This is a genomic window from Flavobacterium sp. WC2430 (assembly GCF_040822075.1).
Classification (GTDB): Bacteria; Bacteroidota; Bacteroidia; order Flavobacteriales; family Flavobacteriaceae; genus Flavobacterium.
Genome location: NZ_CP162007.1, coordinates 1,544,248 through 1,564,536, shown reverse-complemented (window position 1 = coordinate 1,564,536; position 20,289 = coordinate 1,544,248). Strand labels below are relative to the sequence as shown.

The following is a 20,289-nucleotide window of genomic DNA, read 5'->3' as shown; positions in this document are numbered from 1 at the left end:
TATTTAAACCTTTCCTAACCGATTAAACTTTTCCTAACCGATTAACCTTTTTAAACAATTAAACTTTTTCTAATCAGTTAATCTTCCTCTAAACAATTAAACCTTCCCTAACCGATTAACTTTTTCCTAACCGATTAACCTTTTTTAAACTTTCTTCTTCAACGTCTCTTTATTATTGATTTGATATTTATAAAGTGAATTCAATTTATTTAGAATAGCATCCAGTTTTATTCTAAGTTCCGTATATCTATCTTCATTAATATATTTCATATCCAAGGCTGTATTCAAATGATCTATCGTTTCTAGCGCCGTTGAATAGGACATATTAGTAAAATGGGCCTGATCAAAATTAGAAGATCTTCCAGAACCCTCTGCTAAATTAGCAGAGATACTCGCTGATGACCTATTAATTTGACTGATTAAATCAAATCTTTCTTCTTTTGGAAACCCTTGACTCATCAACTTTATATCAATTTTGAACTTTCTGGCCAGTTGATATACTTCTAATTTTTCGAAAGAATAGATGTGGTAGCTCAAATCGGTTATTTGTTTAATTGGTTATTTGTTTAATTGAACAAAAGTTTAATTGGTGAACTGGTTAATTGAACAAAGGTTTAATTGGTGAACCGTTGAATTGTTTAATTGAACAAAAGTTTAATTGGTGAACTGGTTAATTGTTTAACCGTGTGTACTTAATGAGATTCAGTTAAACGATTAACTTTTTCCTAACCAATTAACCTTTTTTAACCAGTTAACCTTTTCCTAAACGATTAAACCTTTACTAACCGATTAACCTTTTCCTAACCAATTAACCTTTTTTAACCAGTTAACCTTTTCCTAAACAATTAAACCCTTTACTAACCGCTTAACCTTTTTCCTAACCGATTAAACGATTAACCAGTTAATCCTTCCCTACATCTTCACTTCCTTAAATTGATCAATATTCTCTAAAAACCAAGTATACGTCTTCTGTATCCCTTCTTCTAATTGCACTTGATGTTTCCATCCCAAAGCATGCATTTTAGAAATATCCATTAATTTTCTTGGTGTACCATCTGGTTTAGTACGATCCCAAATAATTTCTCCTTGATGTCCAATGATCTTTTGAATCGTTTCTGCCAATTGCTTGATCGTTAAATCCTCACCCGTTCCTACATTATATAAATAATCTGGCAGTTTGTTTTCTAATGCAAAAACAACTGACTGTGCCATATCGTCCACGAATAGAAATTCTCTCATTGGTGTTCCGCTGCCCCAAAGAGTAACTGGCGCATTATTATTCATTTTTGCTTCATGAAATTTACGCATCATCGCAGGTAAAACATGCGAAGAAGTTAAATCAAAATTATCGTGAGTCCCATACAAATTAGTAGGCATTAGGCTTACATAATCTTTATTGAATTGTTTTCGGATGGCCTGACAGGCTTTTACCCCAGTTATTTTTGCAATCGCGTACCATTCATTGGTGGGTTCTAAAGTATCCGTCAATAAATATTCTTCTTTTAAAGGTTGTGGAGCTAGTTTAGGATAGATACAAGAACTTCCCAAAAAGATAAATTTCTCTACATCAGACTTCATTGCTGAGTCGATTAGATTATTCTGGATTTGCATGTTTTCCATAAGGAACTGATATGGAAAATCATTGTTGGCCAATATCCCTCCTACTTTTGCAGCAGCATCAATAATCACTTCAGGTTTTTCTTTAGCCATAAAAGCGGCCACTTCTTGTTGGTTTCTTAGATCCAACTCCTTACTGGAAGATCCAATAAGATGGGTATACCCTTTTTCAGTAAGGGTGCGCCAAATCGCGCTTCCCACCATACCTTTATGTCCTGCAATATATATTTTAGTCTCTTTATTCATAATTTTTTAATTCAATAAATCAGAGTTAGTTCTTTCTAGTGCGCTATACACGCTTTTAACATCTTGTGAGAATTCTTTTTTCAAAATTAAATTGGCAGTAGGAGTATAAACAAATATGGTGTCTTTAACTCCAATGAAAGCAGTATAGTTGTTAGTACCAATCACCATATTTCCGTTTTCATCTACTTTATGCCCAATAGTCAATAAATAATCGTAAACCGATTCAAATGAGCCCAAATCAGACCACGCAAATTGGGATCCAACTACTTTAATTTTTTTACTTCTCTCCATTACTGCATAATCAATACTAATAGAAGGAATGTCCATGGATAAATCCAAATCTAGATTCCCCGCTTTATTATTGTCCCAAGCAATTTTGGACTTTTCATATACTTCGGGGTGAAACGATTTTAATTCTTCCAATAACACACTGGCTTTAAAACAAAACATACCACTATTCCATAAAAAGTTGCCTTTAGCTATAAAGGCAGCTGCCGTAACTTGGTTGGGTTTTTCTCTAAAAGAAATGACATCATCTCCTTTTCGTTCAATGTATCCATATCCAATTTCAGGTTTTGTTGGTACAATTCCAAAAGTAACAATATACCCATTTAATGCCTTATCAACAGCTTCATTAATAGCATCTTCATACATTTCCATCTCATCAATGATATGATCTGATGGTGTTACAATCAATATATCATCTGGTTCAGATGCAAAGGCTGCAAAAGCAATAGCTGCTGCTGTATTTCGTGGAGTAGATTCAATTATATCTACATATGCAGTATTCGATTTTTCTAAAACATTCCTACTCAAATGACAATTATCAATATTCCCCACCACCATCACTTTATCAGCAATGTTGCGGTTGCGATCTACCGTCATTTCAAATAAAGACTTACCGTCAAAGATATCTAAGTATTGCTTAGGCTGACTTTTACGTGATAAAGGCCATAACCTACTCCCTACTCCACCAGTAAGAATCACGTGCGTAATTGATTTTTTGTTTTCCATGTTTTATTATAGACTCTTTGTTCTTTGCTCTTTATTCTTTCCTCTTTGCTCGATTAACGCTTCCTACAACCTTCCGTCTACATTATCTCCCAAAACGCCCTTTACATCATACAACAAGCTCGTTTTATTTTGCAATTGCGATAAATCCATATCTAAAAATTCGGCATGTGCCACAGCCAGAACAACTGCATCAAACTTTTGATTGGGTACCATATTTGTGGTGACCAACTTGTATTCCTTTTTGACCGCTTCTGGATTAGCCAATGGATCATATATAGTGACTGTAATACCATAATCGGTTAAAGCAGCAATCACATCCACAATCTTTGTATTGCGAACATCGGGGCAATTTTCCTTGAAAGTGATTCCTAGCATTAAGAGCGTCGCTCCATTTACTGTAATCCCTTTCTTGATCATTAATTTTACTATTTGAGAGGCTACGTATTCTCCCATACTATCATTCAAACGTCTACCCGCTAAAATAATTTCAGGATGGTACCCCATTTCTTGTGCTTTTTGAGCTAAATAATAAGGATCAACTCCTATACAATGCCCACCAACTAAACCAGGTTTAAAAGGAAGAAAATTCCATTTGGTTCCTGCCGCTTCCAAAACGGCCTGGGTATCAATATTTAATAAATTGAAAATTTTAGCCAATTCATTTACAAAAGCAATATTAATATCCCGTTGTGAATTTTCAATTACTTTGGCAGCTTCGGCCACTTTTATGGATGGAGCCAAATGCGTTCCTGCTGTAATTACAGACTGGTATAAACGATTCACTTTTTGCGCCGTTTCTGGTGTAGAACCAGAGGTCACTTTAAGAATTTTATCAACAGTATGCTCTTTATCTCCAGGGTTAATTCTTTCAGGGGAATACCCTACAAAGAAATCAACATTAAATCGCAAACCTGAAATTCTTTCTAAAACAGGTACACATTCTTCTTCTGTTACTCCAGGATAAACAGTAGATTCATAAATGACAGTATCTCCCGTTTTTAATAGTTTACCTACTGTTTCACTGGATTTATATAAAGGAGTCAAATCTGGCCTATTATTTTTATCAACAGGAGTAGGAACGGTTACAATATAATAATTACAATTAGTCACCTCTTTTAAAATAGATGTGCAGTATAGTCCAATGGCGTTAGTAGTATCATTTAAAAGTACCTTAGTTAATGTTGTAGCATCAATTTCAAGGGTGGCATCATAACCTGCTTTTAATTCTTTTACTCTGGATTCATTTATATCAAACCCAATTACAGGATGCTGAGTAGCAAATAATCGTGCTAGAGGCAAACCAACATAACCCAAACCGACAACTGCTATTTTCAAATTTGATTCCATAATTCAACTAATAGATATTAGCTTTTAGTACTAATAATACAACGCTTCGCGATCCATACTCCCAAAAAAAGAGAAGGAAAGTGAAATAATTTTAAGTTTGCAAATATAGCTACTTTATATCGGTCTTTTTCTATCTTTTTCATTTGAAAAGGATTCGAAAAACCCCAAAAACCAAACGCAAAAACACAACGGTCTTATTATCAACAACATAAAACGAATACACTCCTTTTTAAACAAAAAAATATCACTAAATTTAGTGATATCTTAATATGGATAAAAATGTTCCATTCTTGAGTATCCGAACATTTTTCGAATACTGATTTTACAGCTATAATCCTACTTTAAACTCATTTTCAACACCAAACTCAGAACTAATCTTCTCCCCACCCTCAAATAAACATTCAATTACAACTCGATGACCGATGTTCATTGTTCGATTACCGTTGACCGATGAATCGATATTCGTTGTTCAATGTTCACTTTTCGATGGACGGAAAACGGTTAACGATGAATCGATATTCGATATTCGCTTTTCGATGGATGCTTTTCGATGGACGGAAAACGGTTAACGATGAATCGATATTCGATATTCGTTGTTCGATGTTCGCTTTTCGATGGACGAACGGCTCGGGCTGCGGAACCGTACTTTGAGGTAGTTTATAAGCCTTTGATTTGCAGGCTTGAAATCGAAGATTCATGAATACCAAAAAAACAATAACAACCCATGAATATTTTTTTTTCTTTTTTGATCAAGCAACAAAGAAAAGAACTCTTTCAAAAAAACAACGTACTTCTCAAAACTCACTATAACTGAACATTGCTTCCTGCAAACTGAATACTCCTTCGCACCACTCCTCTCCCGCCCTCAAATAAAAAGCATAGAAAAACAACGAAAAAGTGAAGTGGCAGCAGTCCGCGAGCAGAGGACGAAGGACGAACGGCTCGGGCTGCGGAACGGTACTTTGAGGTAGTTTTTAAGCTTTTGATTTGCAGGCTTGATCTTTTGTTTCTTTTGCATCAAGGCAAAAGAAAAGAACTCCTTCAAAAAAAACAGCTTACTTCTCAAAACTCAATATAACTGAACACTCCATTTTGGATCAAGGCAAAAGAAAAGAACTCATTCAAAAAAAACTACCTATTTTAAACTCATTTTCAATACACAACCTAATGATTCTAACACAAGAACATAATGTGTATTTTTAACTTCTTGAATAACGGCTTCTTGAGCTGTAAATGGACCGGACTCCAAGGTGATTTTATCCCCAACCTGAAGTGTAGTAATAGCAATATCAACTTTATTAGGCTTGTCAAGCCAAGATTTTATAGTGCTAATTTCATCGTCTCTTACAATAGCAGGTTTTCCTAACCAGAACAAGTACCGCACAGCGCCAGGTGATTGAAATACTAAATTCCTATCTTCATCGGCTATATGGACAAAAACATACGAATTAAAAAGAGGCACTTCCACCTTTTTCTTTCTATCTGACCATTGATGTATTTTTACAATCAAAGGACAATAACATTCAACACCAGCATTCGTTAACTGTTCAGCTACTTTTTTCTCCCATTTCGGTTTTGTATAAACAACATACCAATTCATTCTACAACTTGTATTAAAAAACATTAATCTTTAACGCATTGGATGTAATTATTAAAACGGTTGTTCGAGTTATTTTTTATGTAATGAAACGTATCAAAAAACCACTCGAACAAACGAAAATTATCATCAAAAATAATTACAACCTTAAGAACCAATTCCTTGATAAACAAACCCAATAGATTCTAATTGTGCTCGATCTAATATATTTCTTCCATCAAATACAAAAGCGGGCTTTTGCATCCCATCATAAATTTTTTGCCAGTCATATGCTATAAATTCATCCCATTCCGTCAAAACGGCTATAGCATGTGCTGACGCACAAGCTTCATAAGGATCTGAAAAAGAAGTTACATTTGCACTGTTTTTCTCAGAAGTTCTTGTTTCAAGATAATCCAAATCAGCTAATACTTTTCTAGAAGATACTTTAGGATCATAAACTGCAATTTGAGCTTGTTCATTTATTAAATCATCTGCAATATAAATTGCCGCAGATTCTCTTGTATCATTGGTGTCTTTTTTAAAGGCCCAACCTAAAAATGCTATTTTTTTATCGGCAACCGTATTATAAAGCGTTTGAACCATTTTATTAGAAAAACGCCTTTTTTGGTGGTCATTCATTATAATAACTTGCTCCCAATAATCAGCCACTTCATTCAATCCATACGATTTAGCAATATAGACTAAGTTTAAGATGTCTTTTTGAAAACAAGAACCTCCAAAACCAACAGATGCTTTAAGAAACTTAGAACCAATTCTACTATCCATCCCAATTGCTCGAGCTACTTCGTTCACATCAGCTCCTGTTTTTTCACAAAGTTCAGACATCGCATTAACTGATGAGATTCGTTGTGCTAGAAAAGCATTAGCTGTCAGTTTAGATAATTCAGAGGACCAAACATTAGTAGTTAATATCTTATCGGCAGGAACCCAATTTGCATAGACATCAACTAGTGACTGTATGGCTTTTTGCCCCTCTACTGATGTGTCTCCACCTATTAATATTCGGTCAGGATTCAACAAGTCAGTAACTGCAGTTCCCTCGGCCAAAAACTCAGGATTAGAAAGAATCTGAAACTGAACTCCATTACCTGTATTGTCTAAAATACTTTTAATTGCCTCAGCAGTTCTAACTGGCAAAGTTGATTTCTCCACTACTATTTTATTGTCTTTTGCTACACGAGCAATTTGTCTCGCACACAACTCAATGTACTTTAAATCAGCAGCCATTCCTTTCCCTTTCCCATAGGTTTTAGTAGGCGTATTTACTGATATAAAAATAATTTGGGCTTCATCAATTGCTTTTTCTACATTAGTAGAGAAAAACAAATTTCTTCCTCTAGCCTCAGCAACAATATCAGAAAGTCCTGGTTCATATATTGGAATATTATCTACATTTTCATCATTCCATGCGGCAATTCTTTCTTCATTTAAATCAACAACTGTAACCTGAATATGCGGGCATTTTTGCGCAATTACGGCCATTGTAGGACCTCCAACATAACCAGCTCCTATGCAACAAATTTTTGTAATACTCATTTTGAACTTTTTAATTTGTAACTCTATTTATTTTTTAATCTTTTATTTCAAATTTTTCCAATACCAATCTACTGCTTCATGTAATCCTTCTTGCAAAGAATATTTAGGATCATAACCTAACAATCCTTTTGCTTTATCTATACTAGCCAAAGAATGAGGAATATCCCCTTCTCTGTCAGGACCATACTCTACTTCTATATTTGCAATTTTAGAATCGTATTTTGATAAATACTCTTTTAAATAACTTACTAAATTATTCAATGTATTTCGATCTCCATAAGCAGTATTATAAACGGTATTAATTGCTAAAGGATTCTGAGTTGTCATAGCCAATTCATTCATTTGAATTACATTATCTATATAAGTGAAATCACGTGAAAAATTCCCATCCCCGTTAATTTTTGGACTTTCATGCTGCATTAACTGCATCACAAATTTTGGTATCACGGCGGCATATGCCCCTTTTGGATCTTGTTTTCTACCAAACACATTAAAATATCGCAACCCAATTGTTTCTAATCCATAGGTTTTACTAAAGATATCCGCATACAATTCGTTAACATATTTAGTTATAGCATAAGGCGACAAAGGCTTCCCTATCACTTCTTCTACCTTTGGTAAACCAACTGAGTCTCCATAAGTAGAGGAACTAGCCGCATAAATAAATCGCTTCACTTTCGCCTCTCTTGAAGCAACTAACATATTCAAAAAACCAGAAACATTAACATCATTTGTCGTAATTGGATCATTAATAGATCGTGGAACAGAGCCAAGAGCTGCTTGATGTAAAACATAGTCAACGCCTTTCACCGCATTCGCACAATCAATTACATTACGAATATCTCCTTCTATTAATTTAAAATTAGGATGATTTATAAAACCCTTCAAATTGTACCTATGCCCCGTTGCAAAATTATCCAAACAAATAACTTTGTATTCTTTTTCCAAAAAATATTCGCACAGATTAGAGCCTATAAATCCAGCTCCACCAGTAATTAAAAGTGTACTTTTTGTTTCTTGTTTCATCTCTAAATACTTTAAATCAAGTTTTATACTTTACGGAATGTACTAATAACTTTTTGAATAATCGATTTTGGCTTGTCATCATCATGATATCCATTTGAATAAGGTCCATATCCGTAGCCATAGCCATAACCGTATCCATAACCCGCACCATATTTTGCCTTATTCTCAAAGCCATTAAAAATGATACTTGCATTATCCAGTTCTCCTCGTTTAATTCTATTGTTTAACAAAGTAATCATTTCTTTCTTTGAGAAATTTTGCCTAACTATATATAAAGTAACATCCGAATATTGAGACAGCTCTAATGCGTCGGACACAAGTCCAACAGGCGGAGTGTCCAAAATAATATAATCGTATTTCTCCTTTAATTCTTCCATTAATTTCCCCATACCATCTCCCATAAGTAGCTCTGAAGGATTAGGAGGAACAGGCCCTGAAAGAATAACATCAAGATAGGGAATCTGTGTATGATTTATTATTTCATCAACACTTTTTTGTTTAATTAAATAATTTACAATTCCCACATCATTCGCTAAATTAAATTCATCAAATAACTTAGGTTTTCTTAAATCCAATCCTATAATTACCGTCTTTTTTTCACTTAATGCAAATACAGTAGCAATATTTATCGAACAAAATGTTTTCCCTTCAGCACTGACCGAAGATGTTATCATAAGTGTTTTTGCACCCTCAACATTTTGCTGTTTGTATAAAAATTGAAGTGATGATCGAATAGCCCTAAAAGATTCTGACAAGGCTGATTTTGGCCTGTCATAAACGGCTAAATCCGTAATCTCTTTATTTAATCCAACAACTCCAATTATAGGGATTTTAGTTAACTTGCTGATATCTTCCGTATTTTGAATCGAATTATTAACAAAAAAAATAATAAATACAAAAAGCAAAGGAAACAGAATCCCAAGAAATAAAGCCAACACATAATTTACAGATGTCTTAGGTCCAATTAACCCACCGCCAATGTCTTTCGCAGGATCAATAAAATGAATATCCGATAAATTGGCCGCTTTAACAATATCTGCTTCACTTCTTTTTTGTAAAAAGGTACTATAGATATTATCACTTAAGTCATACTTTCTCTTTATTTTAATCAATTCTTGCTGATCATCCGGGAGCGCTTTAATCGTACTTTCCGCTTGATTAATTTTACTATTAATCATGGCCAAATCAAATTGCAAAGAAGATTTTGCTGATGCTATATTCACTAGCAAAACATTTTTAACAGCCTCCATTTGGTTGTCAAAATCCTTGAATATTTTCTCACTTTTTACAGCATAAGCCATTTCAGATCTTTGAGTAGATAGCGCAATCAACTTAGATATGTTAACAGCAATATTTGGATCTTCAATTCCTGCCACTGATGGAGCCGGTAGTCTAGAATAATCAACACTATTCTTCAAATAAGACTTTAAAGAATTATAATAGGCCATTTTACGAGTAATCTCATCTTTCTTTACATCAAATTCTAACATTTGATCCGAAAACTTACCACCACCTTCTTCAATATCGTATATATTTTTACCCTTCCTAAATGTTTTTAACTCATTCCCTGTTTCTTTTAACTGGGATTCCATTGCAACTAGCGTACTATCTATAAAACCTATTGTATTTGTAGCAAATCGATTTTTATCATCTAATTGTCTTTTAATAAGCATCTTTACAGTCGAATTCAAATACTCAACCATTCTTGCCTTATTTCCTCCCTGCATTCCCAAGGTAATTATAGATGCCCCTTTATCATCTGAACGAACATTTATACCTTTATAACGAGAAACAGTTCCGTCAAAATCATTAAAACGCACAAAATATTCATTCCCTTTATAAAAACCTGGGTTGCCTTTTATTAGTAATTTCCAATTTAAGAAAGGCAAGGAAACCTGTTCTCCTACTTTATATTTTTTTACAAATTCACCCACAGCCACAGCCGTGCTACTATAGGAGTTATCCGTATAGTTGATTATTGAAACAGCATTATTCTCAAAAGGGATTTTGATTTCATACTCGGTATCACTAAGAAATTTAATACTAATTAGATTACCTGCAATTTGCCCTTTTGCTTTATCAATACTTACATAAAAAGGTACAGCCCCATAGGCATCCACCATATTGTATTTCCCTTGAGTCAGATAATCAATGTAATACTGCAGTTTATCGACGACCAACTCATTATGGGAACGCGATTGAAGTGTAGTAGAAATAGTCTGAACCTGATCAGACGTTCCTCCCCAATTAAAAACTAAACTAGTATTGGAGGTAAAAAGAGGATTGCTTTCTTCTTTTACAGAAATAACCGTCTCCATACTAAACACCTTTTCCTTACGAATATTTACTTGGTAAGCAATCGTAAATGTAATCAGTAAGCTGATAAGAAACCATTTCCAGTAGCTTCCGATTTTTATCAAAAAACCCTTAAAGTCAAAACTTACTTGGTTTTCAAAAATCGAAAAATCTTTTATATCTAACATTCTTTGAAATGTATTTTAATTTTTTAATAATAAAAAAGTAGTTGTAGCCAATGATAATAAAGTTATAATCGTCCCTAAAGATTCTATACCCGTTTTTCCTGTTCCCCAAGTTTTTTGCTTGAGTGGCTTAACATATATATAATCATTAGGTTGCAAATAAAAATAAGGAGAATTCATTACATTGATATCCGTCAAATCGATATCATGCATCTCACTTCCAGTGGGAGATTGTCTTATTATGGTAACCGCTTTTCTATTTCCGGTAATCGTAATATCACCCGAATTAGCAATTGCTTCCATTATATTTACATGATCTTGAAACAAAATTTTAGTACCCGTACTACCAACTTCACCATTTATTGTGTATTTGAATCCAGCCAATCTAACGGTTACAAATATATTCGCTTCCTTTTTAAAATATTCTTCCAGCAATTGTTTCTCGATTTTAATTCTTATTTCATCAAGAGTATATCCAATAACATTTAGTTCTCCCAAAATTGGCATTCTTATATTCCCATGATCATCAACAGTAAAACCACTAAAATACAGTTCTGATTCAGACTTTCCAGCTTCAGCACTTTCAGTTGTGCTAAAAATTGCCACTAATTTTGGATCAATTGCTTTTATATTGATACTTAAAACATCATTTGTTTGCAATCGATATGGCTTTGACATAACTGCAGAAATAGAATTTTCGGTAGTTACACCGTCTTTATTTTGCAAATAAATTAAATCATGAGTAGAAATACACGAAGTTAATAACACACTAATACTTAGCAATAAATAGAATATATTCTTGTTCATTATTTTATTTTAGGTAACAAATATAGCTTTTCATTCACTATATTAAAAGTTTAGTTATTTTTAATATAAATTAATTATTTTTGAATGACTTTTCAAATGGAACTCTTTGCAATATACTTCTCCCCAAAGTAACTTCATCCGCATATTCAAGTTCATCACCAACAGCAATTCCTCGAGCAATTGTTGATACAACAACATCAGAATGGGCAATTTGTTTGAAAATATAAAAATTTGTTGTATCCCCTTCCATTGTGGAGCTTAACGCAAAGATTACCTCGCTTACATTTCCCAATTTTACCTTTTCAACAAGAGTACTAATTTTTAACTGACTAGGACCCACCCCATCAATAGGCGAAATTTTCCCTCCTAAAACATGGTATATTCCCCTAAACTGTCCTGTGTTTTCAATAGCCATTACATCGCGAATGTCTTCAACTACACACACAATTTGATGGTTTCTATTTATATTAGCACAAATTTCACAAGTAACATTGTCCGAAATATTATGGCAATTCTCACAATATTTGATATCCTCTCGCATATTTATTAATGCTTGAGCTAAAAAACCAGTTTGCTCTTTGGGTTGTTTCAATAAATGCAGTGCCAAACGCAAAGCAGATCTTTTACCTATACCAGGTAATTGAGCTATTTCGTTTACTGCTTTCTCTATTAATTTTGAAGAAAATTCCATAACTACAAATGTAACAAATTGTTTATTTAATTATTGGGTTATTTCTTGAATCCATCTTGTAAAACCGCACTTTTTTAAATAAACAAACTAACAAATATCCCATTAAACAAAAAATTGTATTTTGGCTCTTCAAAATACAAAAGATGACACCATTCGCAATTCTATCGCTTATCCTTATTTACTTCGGAATCTTATTTACGATTTCTCATATTACGAGTAAAAACAACAGTGGAAATGAAGCTTTTTTTAAAGCCAATAAAAACTCAAAATGGTATCTAGTTGCTTTTGGAATGATAGGAACAGCTCTTTCTGGGGTGACTTTCATCTCCGTTCCTGGTGAAGTAGGAGCACCTAGTGGAGAGCAATTTAAATATTTTCAATTTGTTTTGGGAAATGCCATAGGTTTTATAATTATTGCAAAAATCCTACTGCCATTGTATTACCGAATGAATTTAACTTCTATATATGGATATATAGAAAGAAGACTCGGAACCTACTCTTATAAAACTGCCGCTACTATTTTCCTTATCAGTAGAACTATTGGATCTGCATTTCGATTGTATCTAGTTGTTATCGTCTTACAGCGCTTTGTATTTGATTTTTATGGAATCCCTTTTGCTGCTACAGTATTAATTTCATTGGCATTAATTTTTGCCTATACCTATCGAGGGGGATTAAAAACAATTATCATCACAGATACTTTACAAACTCTTTTCCTCGTTACCTCCGTATTCCTAACTATTTATTTTATTTGCCAAAGTTTAAACCTGAGCTTTGTAGATGCTTTTGAAGAAGTAAAAAACAGCAATTATTCTAAAATATTTTTCTTTGACGATTTCTTGACCAGTAAATTTCATTTTATCAAACAAATACTAGGAGGCATCTTTGTGACCATTGCTATGGTAGGATTAGACCAGGATTTAATGCAAAAAAACTTGAGCTGCGCGACTATTGGCGAGGCCCAAAAAAACATGTTTACATTCACGGGAATATTTGTTCTGATTAATATATTCTTCCTAAGTGTAGGTGCACTTTTGTATATTTACGCCGCTAAAAATGGAATTGAAGTTCCTACGGATTTAGTTACGGGCAAACCAAGAACTGATTTGCTTTTTCCTGAAATTGCATTTCATCACTTGAGTCTTATTCCGTCCATTATATTTCTATTGGGACTGACAGCAGCGACATTTGCTACTACAGATTCAGCACTAACAGCACTTACGACTTCTTTTTGTGTCGATTTTTTAAATATGGATAAAACCGAAAATTTAAACAAACCTAATGTAGTGCGAACAAGACATTTTGTTCACGTAGGCTTTTCGTTTTTAATGTTTCTAGTAATTGTATTCTTTAATGCAGTAAACGATAGCTCAGTGGTAGGAATGATATTTAGAGTTGCTTCCTACACTTACGGACCATTATTAGGGCTTTATTGTTTTGGGCTATTTATGAAATCAAAAACAGTAATAGATAAGTTAGTACCAATAGTTTGCGTCTTATCTCCAGCAATTACTTTTTTAATAAGTGAGAATTCAAAAGCATTGTTTTTTGGATACGTTTTTGACAACGAATTAATCATCATTAACGGTCTGATTACTTTTTCTGGGTTACTTTTAATAAGCAAATCATCCACAGAAAAAATAACGTTCTAGATTTTTAGCCCTGATAGCAGTGGAAATCCTTTTCCTTTTTTCCTTTAAAAAAGGAAAAGATTACTTCGTCAGTTCGCTTTGCTCGGGTGTAACGGATAGCAGGAATTAGCTCCTATAAAAATTAATATCTATTAGTCGTCAATAGCACTAAAGTACAAGCTACCTCAGACTTTATATTGTTTAATTCTAAAAGTTGATACAACTCCGGATTCTCAGTACCTGGATTAAAAATCACACGTTTTGGCTTAGCTTCTACGATATAATTGTAATAATCACGTTGACGCGCTGGGTTTAAATATAGAGTAATTGTATCAATGTTTGACAAAGGAATTGCTTTAGTCTTGATTTTAATTCCGGCTACTTCACCATTATTTTGCCCAATTGCCAAAACAGAATGCCCTTTATCAACAAGCATTGTAATTGCTTTAAAAGCATATCTTTCTGGTTTTGTTGAAGCACCAAGAACTAAAGTTTTTTTATTTTTCATTGTATTACTATTATTATTTTTTGCAAAAGTAGTGAATTACTATAGCTTGTTTTCAATTAAATTAATATCTTTCCTTTTTTCTAAAGTAAAAACCGTTTTCTTTCTCTTTTTATTATAACATTTTCTTAATCTGAGGAACATCGTTTTCTTTAATTGAACAAACTAATTTCGCGAAAAAAACATGGAACTTTTTATTTATTTATTTGCTGCGCTTTTCTCCGTTTTAAACCCAATTGGAACTGTTCCTATTTTTGTAGGACTCACCATGGACGATGACAAAAAAGAACGTTCCAGAATTTCATTGTGGACCGCTATTAATGTTTTTATCATTTTAATTATCTCGTTTTTCTTTGGTGAATACGTTTTGTCTTTCTTTGGAATAAGTATTGAAGCATTACGTATCGCTGGCGGTATTATTATCGCTACATCAGGATTTTCATTACTAACTGGGAATTTTAATAAGAAAAGAGGAGTAAATAAAAAGGTGGAAAATGATGCACAAAAAAGAAACGACATTGCTTTAACACCTCTTGCTATTCCAATGCTAGCTGGCCCTGGTTCTATCTCATTACTGATTGCTTTTTATCACGAACACCAAAACATATCGGATATTATTATTTCTGTTTTAGCTATTTTAGCCGTTGCCATTGCTATTTTCATCACATTAAAAAGCGCTCATTATTTAGCAAAAATACTGGGAGCTTCAGGAATTGTAGCTATTTCAAGAATAGTAGGTTTTATTGTTATTGCAATTGGGGTTCAATACATTATTAGCTCAATCATAACAATTGTCGAAACCAATTTTATGAAGTAAAAAGAAGATAAAAAATAAAAATGCCCCAAAAAGTAATTCTACTTCTTGGGGCATTCTAAATTAAAGCCTTTTATGAGTTAAACTCTAGGCAAAAATATTTCTGCCATCATGCATCTGGCACTTCCGCCACCGCAAGCCTCTATTGTGTCTAAACTTGAACTTAGAATTGTAGCATGTTTTTGTAATTGTTCAATTTGTTTTGGTTTCAAGCTTTGATGCGCTGCAGCACTCATTACAAGGTATCTCTTATCATCCGCTCCACGAACTTCAAGCATATTTCCTGCAAAATTATTTACTTGAGCTTCTGTGATTAAAATGATTTCTTTACCATCCTTTTTTAGGTTTTCTAAAACCATTTTGCGTTCTTTCTTGTCATCTATACAATCTGCACAAATAACTGCAAAAGTTTCACCCAAACACATCATCACATTAGTGTGATAGATAAGTTTTCTCTCCCCATTGACCGTTTGAAAAGCTTCGAATAAAACAGGTGCATAATCAAAGTCTTCACAGAATTCTATAAACAACTCTTCATCGGCTCTAGGAGATAATGCACAATATGCTTTTTCATTGGCTCTATCCAGAAGTAAACTCCCTGTTCCTTCCAAGAAAAAACCATCTTCTTCAGCAGAAGTATAATCAACAATATTTTCGATTTTAAATCCTTTTTCTTCTAAATCATCCAAAATTTCCTCACGACGTTCCACACGACGATTTTCGGCAAACATAGGGTAAAGAGCCACATCTCCATTTTCATGAAAAGAAACCCAGTTATTTGGAAAAATACTATCTGGTGTATCTGGATTTAAAGTATCATCCACAACCGTAACATCAACACCAACAGCTCTCAGTTTTTCAACAAAAGTGTCAAACTCTTGTTGTGCTTTAGCATTTACTGTTGCTGGTAAAAGTTCATCCAGCACTTTTTGATAATAATTATTTACAGCCGTTTGTTCATTCATACGAAACGCCACCGGGCGAATCATTAAAATAGAATTAGTTGTTTGTTTCATTTTGATTATTTTAAATTATCGAGACGCACTACCATGCATCTCTACTGTAAATTATTCTCTAATTAATGGCAAAGTGGAACATCTCAACAAACCTTCCTGTTTTGAAATTTCTGCATATGGAATTTCTTCCACAATAAATCCATTCGATCTTAACCAGTCATTTAGCCTTGTAAAATTTCTTTCCGAGACTACCACATTTGTATCTATTGAAAATATATTCGAATTCATATGATACATTTCCTCTCTTGTAATATGAAATAAATTGTCTTCTCCGAATAAATCTACTAAATACAAATAATCTGATTCAGATCTAAATCCGCCTTTATAAATAATTCCTTTATTTAGACCAACTGATTGAAAACAACAATCTAGATGCAAAGCATTATCTCTTGCTTGCGTTTTAGATTTAACTAAATCAAATTCTTTGACAATCTTATTAGGAAACAAATCTTTAATAAATTGGACTCCTTCTTTATTTGTCCTTGCTGTTATATAATCCGCATAGTCACTTCCCTTGTAAGTACCAACAAAAATATAATTATTCCACAACATAACATCACCACCTTCTATATGTACATTTTCAGGAGGGCGTACCACTTTGATTGGATTAATTTGATCAATTATATACTGGATTGCATCCAATTCCATTTCACGATCAGGTAAAATATTGGATTTAATAAAAGTGTCATCAATAACAAATCCAATATCTCTAGTAAATATCTGATTACAATTATCAATTAACTCAGGTCTAAAAACTGTTACCTGGTATTTTTTCAGCACAGCATGAAAAGCCTCCATTTCAGCAACCATGTCTTCCTCTACTGGGTAAGTTCCCGCTAAAATATGCTCCAATGATTTAGGATCATATGCCTCATCAATTGAAGGAGTTGGCCCGTTACTAACTGCAGTCCCTAACACAACAGCTCTCAACTTTGAAGTCTCATTATTTACTTTTAATTCTAGCATATGTTTTTATAATATTTTAGACAAAGATAAAAAAAAAGCCTCACTAGTAGTGAAGCTTTTGATTCTGGTTTAATTTATTCTGGTTTCTTAAAATCTCTTAAGGCTGCACCAGTATATATTTGTCTTGGCCTACCAATAGGCTCTTTATTTTCACGCATTTCTTTCCATTGAGCGATCCAGCCCGGTAACCTTCCAATAGCAAACATTACAGTAAACATATCAGTAGGAATTCCTAAAGCTCTATAGATAATTCCAGAATAGAAATCCACATTAGGATACAAATTTCTTGACTTGAAATATTCGTCTTCTAAAGCAGCCGCTTCTAATTTTTTAGCAATTTCAAGAATAGGATCGTCAACTCCTAATATTTCTAAAACTTCATTAGCTGCCTTTTTAATAATTTTAGCACGAGGGTCAAAATTCTTATATACACGATGTCCAAAACCCATTAATCTAAAAGGGTCATTTTTATCTTTGGCTTTAGCCATATAAGCATCAGTATCACCTCCGTTTTTATGTATTTCTTCTAACATTTCAAGTACAGCTTGATTAGCACCTCCATGAAGAGGTCCCCAAAGCGCAGAAACTCCTGCAGAAATAGAAGCAAATAAACCCGCATGAGAAGAACCAACCATTCTTACAGTTGATGTAGAACAGTTTTGTTCGTGATCAGCATGTAAGATAAACAATTTATCTAATGCATCAATCACTACAGGATTTGCCTTGTAAGGCTCTGTTGGCAATTCAAACATTAAACGCATAAAGTTTTCTACATACCCTTTAGTATTATCATAATAATTTAAAGGATACCCCATGCTTTTTCTATAAGTCCAAGTCGCAATAACTAAAAATTTACCCATTGTTTTACAAACAGCGTGGTACATTTCCTTTTCATTGTCAACATTTACCGACTTAGGATTAAATGCAGTTAAAGCACTTGTTAAAGCTGCCAAAATACCCATTGGATGAGCTGTTCTTGGAAAACCGTCAATGATGTTTTTCATCTCTTCGTTAACCAAAGTATGTTTTCTAATATCAACTTCAAACTGCTCTAGTTGAGCAGCTGTAGGTAATTCTCCAAATATTAAAAGAAATGAAACTTCTAAAAAATCAGCTTTATCAGCTAAGTCTTCTATTGAATACCCTCTATAACGTAAAATCCCTAATTCACCATCTAAGAAAGTAATTTTACTTGTACAAGAACCTGAGTTTTTATACCCCGGATCTAAAGTAATAATCCCTGTTAAATCACGTAATTTGTTAATATCGATAGCTTCTTCATTTTCGCTCCCTTCAATTATAGGAAAGTCGTATTTTTTACCATCAATTTCTAATATAGCTGTTTTTGACATAATATTTTGCAAATAAATCTTAATATTTAATAATTTATCAAATCTAAGGATAATAACATTAAATAAAAAGATAAAACTATAATGATATTGTTAAATTTAATAAAAAAAGCCATTCGTATAAAACGAATGGCTCTCTATAATAGTAAATAAAAAATTTATTTTATTTTAAAAGCATTTAGACCTGGGAAATACGCAGTATTTCCTAGCTCTTCTTCAATTCTTAATAATTGATTGTATTTAGCCATACGGTCAGATCTTGAAGCAGATCCTGTTTTTATTTGCCCACAATTTAATGCAACTGCTAAATCAGCAATTGTATTATCTTCTGTTTCTCCTGAGCGGTGCGACATTACTGAAGTATATCCAGCATTTTTCGCCATGTTAACTGCAGCAATAGTTTCAGTTAATGTACCAATTTGGTTTACTTTAATAAGTATAGAATTAGCAATTCCTTTTTGAATACCTGTTGACAAACGTTCTACATTTGTAACAAATAAATCATCACCAACTAATTGTACTTTATCACCTATTTTTTCAGTTAATAATTTCCAACCATCCCAGTCATTTTCGTCCATTCCATCTTCAATAGAGATAATAGGGTATTTAGCAGCTAATTCAGCTAAATAATCTACTTGTTCAGCAGAAGATCTAATTTTTCCAGTTTCCCCTTCAAATTTAGAATAATCGTATTTTCCGTTTACATAAAATTCAGCAGCAGCACAATCTAAAGCAATCATAATTTCGTCTCCAAAAGTATAACCCGCATTTTCAACTGCTTTTTTGATTGTATCTAATGCATCTTCAGTTCCTCCAGGTAAATTTGGAGCAAAACCACCTTCATCTCCAACTGCAGTACTCAAACCTCTATCATGAAGCACTTTTTTAAGACTATGAAAAATTTCGGTTCCCATTTGCATAGCATGTGTAAAAGAAGTTGCTTTTACTGGAAAAATCATAAATTCTTGAAATGCAATAGGTGCATCAGAATGTGAACCTCCGTTGATGATATTCATCATAGGAACAGGTAAAGTGTTTGCAGAAACACCTCCTACATATCTATATAAAGGCAAACCTAATTCATTTGCCGCTGCTTTTGCAACAGCAAGAGAAACTCCTAAAATTGCATTAGCTCCTAAGTTTGATTTGTTTGCAGTCCCATCTAAATCAATCATTGTTTGGTCAATCAAGTTTTGTTCAAAAACTGAAGTACCGATCAATTCTTCGGCAATAACGGTATTAACATTTTTCACCGCATTTAAAACTCCTTTTCCTAGAAAAGCTTTTCCACCATCACGTAATTCTACTGCTTCATGTTCACCAGTTGAAGCTCCAGAAGGAACTGCTGCCCGGCCTAAAACACCATTTTCTGTAATTACATCTACTTCTATTGTAGGATTTCCTCTTGAATCGAAAATTTGTCTTGCGTGAATTTTGATAATAATACTCATACTACTTTATTTTAAAATTTAAAATACAAATATATTCTATCTTTTGTAATGATTTAATGAAAATAATGAATGTTATTAACGAAAACGTTATAATTATTTTTTAAAATATGTGATTCCTACTGTTTTATAAAAATTATAATGATAATTTATGACTATTTTTTTTATATCTAAAAAAAATAGCTCAATTAATTAT

Annotated in this window: 17 protein-coding genes; 2 read left to right on the top strand and 15 right to left on the bottom strand. The window is 33.2% G+C overall.

Annotated elements, in window-relative coordinates; translation table 11 throughout:
* Positions 1–144: 144 nt before the first annotated feature.
* The 10 genes from AB3G36_RS06800 to recR form a co-directional block, all read right to left on the bottom strand.
* A complete protein-coding gene (locus AB3G36_RS06800; protein ID WP_367757258.1) occupies positions 145–537 on the bottom strand; it encodes a four helix bundle protein in 393 nt (130 codons plus the stop codon).
* 375 nt (positions 538–912) lie between these two features.
* Positions 913–1,863 (bottom strand): GDP-L-fucose synthase family protein, encoded by a 951-nt coding sequence (locus AB3G36_RS06795; RefSeq protein WP_367757256.1) that lies wholly within the window; start codon positions 1,861–1,863, stop codon positions 913–915.
* Positions 1,864–1,869: 6 nt separating this feature from the next.
* Entirely contained in the window at positions 1,870–2,877 is a 1,008-nt protein-coding gene (locus AB3G36_RS06790; protein WP_367757254.1) for a mannose-1-phosphate guanylyltransferase, read from the bottom strand.
* Between the two features lie 63 nt (positions 2,878–2,940).
* A complete protein-coding gene (locus AB3G36_RS06785) occupies positions 2,941–4,224 on the bottom strand; it encodes a nucleotide sugar dehydrogenase (RefSeq protein WP_367757252.1) in 1,284 nt (427 codons plus the stop codon).
* 1,135 nt (positions 4,225–5,359) lie between these two features.
* A complete protein-coding gene (locus AB3G36_RS06780; protein ID WP_367757250.1) occupies positions 5,360–5,824 on the bottom strand; it encodes a UpxY family transcription antiterminator in 465 nt (154 codons plus the stop codon).
* A gap of 144 nt (positions 5,825–5,968) precedes the next feature.
* Positions 5,969–7,360, bottom strand: a complete 1,392-nt coding sequence (locus AB3G36_RS06775) for a UDP-glucose 6-dehydrogenase (protein ID WP_367757248.1) — start codon at positions 7,358–7,360, stop codon at positions 5,969–5,971.
* Positions 7,361–7,402: 42 nt separating this feature from the next.
* Positions 7,403–8,386: an SDR family oxidoreductase gene (locus AB3G36_RS06770; RefSeq protein WP_367757246.1), complete on the bottom strand. Its 984-nt coding sequence runs from the start codon at positions 8,384–8,386 to the stop codon at positions 7,403–7,405.
* Positions 8,387–8,409: 23 nt separating this feature from the next.
* Complete coding sequence (locus AB3G36_RS06765; RefSeq protein ID WP_367757244.1) at positions 8,410–10,869, bottom strand: polysaccharide biosynthesis tyrosine autokinase; 2,460 nt, start codon at positions 10,867–10,869, stop codon at positions 8,410–8,412.
* 15 nt (positions 10,870–10,884) lie between these two features.
* The gene (locus tag AB3G36_RS06760; RefSeq protein WP_367757243.1) at positions 10,885–11,673 is read right to left on the bottom strand and encodes a polysaccharide biosynthesis/export family protein; all 789 of its coding nucleotides are present in this window, start codon (positions 11,671–11,673) and stop codon (positions 10,885–10,887) included.
* 70 nt (positions 11,674–11,743) lie between these two features.
* The gene (recR, locus tag AB3G36_RS06755; RefSeq protein ID WP_367757241.1) at positions 11,744–12,364 is read right to left on the bottom strand and encodes a recombination mediator RecR; all 621 of its coding nucleotides are present in this window, start codon (positions 12,362–12,364) and stop codon (positions 11,744–11,746) included.
* Between the two features lie 143 nt (positions 12,365–12,507).
* Here recR and AB3G36_RS06750 point away from each other — a divergent pair, with 143 nt between their 5' ends.
* Positions 12,508–14,016: a sodium:solute symporter gene (locus AB3G36_RS06750; RefSeq protein WP_367757239.1), complete on the top strand. Its 1,509-nt coding sequence runs from the start codon at positions 12,508–12,510 to the stop codon at positions 14,014–14,016.
* A gap of 121 nt (positions 14,017–14,137) precedes the next feature.
* Here the strand turns inward: AB3G36_RS06750 and AB3G36_RS06745 are convergent, their stop codons facing one another.
* Entirely contained in the window at positions 14,138–14,503 is a 366-nt protein-coding gene (locus AB3G36_RS06745; protein WP_367757237.1) for a CoA-binding protein, read from the bottom strand.
* 181 nt (positions 14,504–14,684) lie between these two features.
* On the opposite strand from AB3G36_RS06745, the gene AB3G36_RS06740 reads away from it, so the two are divergent.
* On the top strand, positions 14,685–15,317 hold the full coding sequence (locus AB3G36_RS06740; protein ID WP_367757235.1) for a MarC family NAAT transporter: 633 nt from the start codon (positions 14,685–14,687) through the stop codon (positions 15,315–15,317).
* A gap of 77 nt (positions 15,318–15,394) precedes the next feature.
* Here the strand turns inward: AB3G36_RS06740 and ctlX are convergent, their stop codons facing one another.
* The 4 genes from ctlX to eno all read right to left on the bottom strand — a co-directional run bounded on the left by ctlX (position 15,395) and on the right by eno (position 20,096).
* Entirely contained in the window at positions 15,395–16,330 is a 936-nt protein-coding gene (gene ctlX, locus AB3G36_RS06735; RefSeq protein ID WP_367757233.1) for a citrulline utilization hydrolase CtlX, read from the bottom strand.
* 51 nt (positions 16,331–16,381) lie between these two features.
* Entirely contained in the window at positions 16,382–17,296 is a 915-nt protein-coding gene (locus AB3G36_RS06730) for a dimethylarginine dimethylaminohydrolase family protein (RefSeq protein ID WP_367757231.1), read from the bottom strand.
* Between the two features lie 74 nt (positions 17,297–17,370).
* Positions 17,371–18,648, bottom strand: coding sequence for a citrate synthase (locus AB3G36_RS06725; protein ID WP_367757229.1), 1,278 nt, complete (start codon positions 18,646–18,648; stop codon positions 17,371–17,373).
* A gap of 155 nt (positions 18,649–18,803) precedes the next feature.
* The gene (gene eno, locus AB3G36_RS06720) at positions 18,804–20,096 is read right to left on the bottom strand and encodes a phosphopyruvate hydratase (RefSeq protein ID WP_367757227.1); all 1,293 of its coding nucleotides are present in this window, start codon (positions 20,094–20,096) and stop codon (positions 18,804–18,806) included.
* Between the last annotated feature and the right edge of the window lie 193 nt (positions 20,097–20,289).